The following is a 1,308-nucleotide window of genomic DNA, read 5'->3' as shown; positions in this document are numbered from 1 at the left end:
AAAGCGAGGCGAGGCCGCTGTTGATGAACGGGGCCAGGCCTGTCGCAGCGAGGGTGAAGCCGAACAGCGTGCAGGCCAGCATGGAGCCGACGCGGACGTAGCCGCCCTTGACCAGGACGAACACGATGATGCCCAGCAGCGCGGCGGCAGAGATGGAAAGGGCCACGGCGAGTGGTCCTCCTTCGCGAGGGTCGGGTGGGGCCGGCCGCACTCGGGCAGGCCGGCCCCGGGGATGGTTGGGGTGGGGAGCGGTCAGGCGTTGTTGAGGCTCTTGATGGCCTCCAGCGCCTGGCGGGGTGAGGTGACCTGCTCGGAGCGGCTGCCGGAACTGCGCTTGCCACCGCCGCCCTTGCCGCCTCCTCCGCCGCCGCGGCGACGGGAACGGCCGTCGCCGTCGTCGTCCTCGTCGGGCTCGGGCCAGAACTCGCCGGGCCGCACGGGCTCGTTCCAGTCGAACCACAGGCCGCGCTTCTCCAGCTCGCTGATCTCGTGGTCGGTGAGCCGGTTGACCTCGTCGGGGAACAGCTCGGAGAGGTCGGTGTCGAAGTCCGCGTACAGCGACCGCATCAGGACGGCGCGGCCGTTGTCGAGGACGATGACCGCGACGCCGCCCGTGCTGACGCCGTTTTCCGGGTCGGCCTCGCCGCGCATGGCCCGCTCGATCGCGGAACCCTCGGTGCGGGAGTAGCGGGCCGGGATGGTCGGCACGTCGTAGGCGTTCTCCATGGTGCCCTCCGCCGCCTTGCGGGTGGCGCCGGGCGAACCCATGTTGAAGATGACCGGCCTCGAGTTCTGCCGCAGGTTGTCCTTCATCTCGGTGGAGAACCCGTTGTGTGCGAACGGCGACTGGCCGGCCGGGTTGAAGCCGATGCCGTACTTGAGGCCGGTGACCGTGAGGTCCTCGCCGTCCTTCTGGATGAACTCGCCGAAGTCCGCATCCTGCGCCGCGGTCATGAACTCATCGCCGTAGACGTTGAGCTGCCGGTACGGGCAGCGCGGGTCGCCCGGCTTGTAGTCGTGCGGCTGACCGTCGTGCGGCCAGGGCATCTCCGCCCTGATCTCGCACAGTGCCTTCGCCGCCCGCAGCGAGCGGGCCATCCACAGCGCGTTCGAGCCCTGCCGGTCGATGTACCGGCCCAGCACGCTCGTCTTCTCGTCCTTGCGGACGGTGCCCAGCCACACGACCTCCCCGTCCAGGGACTGGGCAGCCATGTGGATCGCGAAGAACTGCGTCTTGCCGGACCGGCTGACCCCGAGGGTCAGGCCGTGCGCCGGGGCGTTCTTGTCGTGCTGGTACACCATCGTCTT

The 1,308-nt window shown here is 69.6% G+C and carries 1 pseudogene; it reads right to left on the bottom strand.

The annotated features are described in order from the left end of the window. Positions 1-252: 252 nt before the first annotated feature. Positions 253-1,308, bottom strand: a pseudogene (locus AQJ64_RS44850) (chromosome segregation protein ParM); the annotation flags it as partial.

This window comes from Streptomyces griseoruber (assembly GCF_001514205.1).
Classification (GTDB): Bacteria; Actinomycetota; Actinomycetes; order Streptomycetales; family Streptomycetaceae; genus Streptomyces; species Streptomyces griseoruber.
The sequence above is the reverse complement of the archived record's forward strand: the minus strand, read 5'-3'. Positions and strand labels throughout refer to the sequence as shown.